Here is a 3,415-nt window from a genome sequence, read left to right as displayed (position 1 = left end):
GGCCCACAGAGGCTGGTCAGGCTGGCGCATGGTGATGGATCTCTGGGAAACTGTACGGATGAAAAGTGTAGCGCATGACGCACTGGGGAGCAGCATCGCAACGGAGAGTTCGGACTCGGCGGCGCCCGGCTCATTATCGTTCGGCTGCGCTATTCGTGCGCTGACCTTCTTCGTAGGATTTCCCGCGCCGAGCCGACCAGCCGAAGGGGAAGCTGGGTTAGCGCGCGCTGTTGCGACTGCTTGGGCATATCGGCAGGCTTTCGCGGCGACGAACCTGCTTGAAGCTAAGACCCGGAGCTTGCGGAGGGTACGACAGAATGTGGGTGAGGAGCCGTGTTACTGTTTCTCAGCAAACGATTCGGGTGCGCAGTGCCGTGATCCTGGTGCGGAGCGCCGCGCTGTCGTCGGCGAGATGCCGGTGATCGCGATAGTGCTCACGGCTTGTTTCAATTTTGCCGGGGTCTAGCCGTGATATATTCAACGTGGCATTTCAATTGGTTGCGTATATAAGCCGGAGGGCCCCAGAAATAAAGCACATCACTTGGCTTGGATACCGAGGAGTGCATCATCCTCCAAAACGGTTACCTCGACAGGCATTGAGGCCAACCGACATTCAGCGATTCTTTCAGCAACCACGCGGGACAGGAGCGGCCTTAGATTAAGACGCACAGGCGCGCTTCACCGAGGTCGTGCCAATACTGAAGTGGCGGGCGGTCTCAGCGATACTTGCCTTATGCTCTGTACGCCATGCCTACGATTAACAGCGATCCCGTAGTTCAGAATCGGGTATGTGTCGGTATAGGTTGCACCGGGATCGCGTCAATACAGCGCGGGAACGGGAAGACGTCGGTATCGGCCAGTACCCGGACCCACGGGCATGGCGATGATCCGCACACTGGCGGGCTTGGCATCGCAAACCCACGGGTATGTCATGGTCCCTCAAAGGGCGCGCTCACGATTCAATCAAGACTGGCCTCGCATGCTGGCTCCAAGCCCAACACCCGAGCCGCCTTTGCCAGGCGGCGATCGAAACAGGCGAACTGCACCGGTGCTCGAGTCACTTCTGCCAGCGTTCGGGCTGCCGCCAGTTGGACGCTGTCATAGCCGCGCAGCGCAAAGGTCTCGGCATAGTCACCGGCAAGCTCAACCAACGCTTGGGTGACTTCCACGATGACATAATCGCCCCAGTCGGCCCGCAGACGCTGACGCACGGCATCGATGACCTCGGCATCGGGCGGTGTTTCACGCGAGCGCCTGGCCAACGCCGACATCGCCTCGGCCCAGGCCATCCGACACACTGCCAATGACGGGGCGGCTGCCGCTGCAGCGAGCATCTCCTCGGTGAACGGCTCACGCACATAGAGCTTGATCAACGCCGAGGTATCGCAGAACAGGGTCAACCGCGATCCTCCAACACCATCTGGCTGATCGGCGTGCCCTTCGCAGCCAGCTCAAGTGGCGGTTGCAGCGCGGGCTTGCGCACACTCCAGCTCAAAGCGCCTTGAGCAATCGGCTCACGAAGCCCCTCAGCGGTTCCAATCGGCACTCCCACGATTCGGGCAATCAGCTGGTTGTGCGAGGTCACCTCGATGGATTCTCCGGTCTGGGCATGGGATAAGAAGCGAGAAAGATGGGCTTTCAGCTCGCGGACGGCTACCTGCATGGTCGATGACCCTCGATTGTTTGAGTCTACATGATAGCCATAATTTTATTATTTGTAGTCACGAATCCCTCGCCAACACCCGCTTGATCAAGCCTGCGAGGCATCGTTGACCACTGACGCGCCGCTTCTACAAGAAGCGATCCCGTCAGCCAGGAAAGGCACCGGCAGCATTCCCGTGTGAACGGGCCTGACTGGTTGGTCGCCCTATGCTACGATGTAGCTACATCAATCAAAGCGAACACTCGTATGCCCTCTGACACCGTTGTGCGCGCACGCGTCGACCAGCAAGTCAAAGCCGAAGCCTCTGAGGCCCTCGAGGCCATGGGGCTGTCGATGTCTGACGCGATCCGGCTGCTTCTGGTCCGAGTGGCCAAGGACAAGACCTTCCCGTTCGAAATCAAAGTGCCGAACGCTACCACACGGCAAGCGATAGCTGAGCTGGAGGCGGATCAAGGCAAGCCGTTTAACAGTGTTGAAGCTCTAATGGCGGATCTGCGTGAGGACGATTGAGCGCTCGTCTGCCTTCAAGCGTGACTAAAAACGCGAGCGAAAGGTGCAACATCACGCTGCCCTAGATGGTGGGACGCGGCACTTGGTGAACGGGGAAAATGGAGCCTTGAGAACGTCGAATAGCAAACCTTACGGATGAGGGGTTTATGCATGCATGAAATGTAAGCTACTATCGGTCAGGAACGGCATCGCGATGAAAGAACCAATTGATGACTGGCTGCCAAGCGAACTCTGGAAATCCGATTTGTCGAGATGAAAGGGGTTGTTGCGCAAACGAGAACTAGGGCGGTTGGATCTATGGGCGCTTACCATGGAAACGCCGACACAGGCACGCCTACTGCCTAAGGTTGCGCGCACCGTATTTCTACCCGCCTCGAGTTGGCGGTAAGCTTCTGTGTCACATACACGCTCTGGAGGCAGTTGATGGCCAAGTATGCAACCCTGTGCCTCGGCTCCCGGCAGGATGCGGCCACCTGGAACGCCGGCTGCGAGCGGCTCGGCATGACGCAGGCGGCATCCGTCCGCGCTCCCACTCCCTCGCTCTCACAAATCAAGGACGTGTTCGCGTCGGCGGCCGACTGGGTCTATTTCGGCGGCCATTTCGTCGGTGGCGAACTCTACAACGAAGGTCATTCGCTCGGCATCACTTTCCGCGAAAGCAAGGTGGAGATCAAAGCGAACGGAACGACTGAAACGATCGAGCGAGCCGGGAAAGAGTTCAAGCTGACCGAGGTTAAGGTGGTACTTTGGGGCGGCTGCAGCGTTTGCAGCAGCTCCAGCACCATCAAGACTATGCGCAGGCTATTCGGCAACCACGTGATGCTCGGCTTCGCCTCGCTCACCGGCTGGCAGATGGTAGACGCCATGCTGGGCGGTGGCTTCATTAAGAGGCAGCACTTTTTTGCTAACGTCGGAGGAGCGGCGTCGGGCGATCTCGACCTTGTCGCGATGGCGTGGATGGATGCGGCGAAGTGGGGTTACGGCGGCGGCCCGAACGAATCGAAGTTTCGCGCCATCAAACAGAACGGGCAGGAACTGAAGCTCGAGAAGGGCGCAATCGTCGACGGCCGCAATATCTAGTAGCGTTGCGCAATCGCCGCACTTGCACCCACTCAAGCGCTGTGCACGAGGTTGAGTGCCGAGAAAAGATTACTTTTGCTCGGCTTTGGCACTTTTTGGCCCCTCAGGCCGTCGCGGCAAGCTGATCGAGCAAGCGCTCCAAGCGCTGGGATGATATTTGCA

The 3,415-nt window shown here is 58.7% G+C and carries 4 protein-coding genes; 2 read left to right on the top strand and 2 right to left on the bottom strand.

Annotated features, from left to right (window positions below):
* Window positions 1–959: 959 nt before the first annotated feature.
* Together VBE63_RS26355 and VBE63_RS26350 are read right to left on the bottom strand one after the other, a co-directional pair.
* Entirely contained in the window at window positions 960–1,400 is a 441-nt protein-coding gene (locus VBE63_RS26355) for a type II toxin-antitoxin system VapC family toxin (protein ID WP_323685968.1), read from the bottom strand.
* Window positions 1,397–1,663 carry a type II toxin-antitoxin system prevent-host-death family antitoxin gene (locus VBE63_RS26350; RefSeq protein ID WP_323685967.1) on the bottom strand — a complete coding sequence of 89 codons (267 nt, stop codon included), beginning with the start codon at window positions 1,661–1,663 and terminating at the stop codon, window positions 1,397–1,399. Before VBE63_RS26350 ends, VBE63_RS26355 begins: the two co-directional genes overlap by 4 nt.
* A gap of 246 nt (window positions 1,664–1,909) precedes the next feature.
* On the opposite strand from VBE63_RS26350, the gene VBE63_RS26345 reads away from it, so the two are divergent.
* Both VBE63_RS26345 and VBE63_RS26340 read left to right on the top strand, forming a co-directional pair.
* Window positions 1,910–2,173, top strand: coding sequence for a type II toxin-antitoxin system RelB/DinJ family antitoxin (locus tag VBE63_RS26345; protein WP_323685966.1), 264 nt, complete (start codon window positions 1,910–1,912; stop codon window positions 2,171–2,173).
* Between the two features lie 423 nt (window positions 2,174–2,596).
* On the top strand, window positions 2,597–3,253 hold the full coding sequence (locus tag VBE63_RS26340) for a hypothetical protein (protein ID WP_323685965.1): 657 nt from the start codon (window positions 2,597–2,599) through the stop codon (window positions 3,251–3,253).
* Window positions 3,254–3,415: the final 162 nt, after the last annotated feature.

The organism is Lamprobacter sp. (assembly GCF_034860625.1).
GTDB lineage: Bacteria > Pseudomonadota > Gammaproteobacteria > Chromatiales > Chromatiaceae > Lamprobacter.
Note: the sequence above shows the minus strand (reverse complement) of the source record. Positions and strands in the feature narration are given on the sequence as shown.

Coding starts and splice junctions, on each gene's coding strand:
- VBE63_RS26350 (WP_323685967.1), bottom strand. CDS start 1,663: ATGCAGGTAGCCGTCCGCGAGCTGAAAGCCCATCTTTCTCGCTTCTTA.
- VBE63_RS26345 (WP_323685966.1), top strand. CDS start 1,910: ATGCCCTCTGACACCGTTGTGCGCGCACGCGTCGACCAGCAAGTCAAA.
- VBE63_RS26340 (WP_323685965.1), top strand. CDS start 2,597: ATGGCCAAGTATGCAACCCTGTGCCTCGGCTCCCGGCAGGATGCGGCC.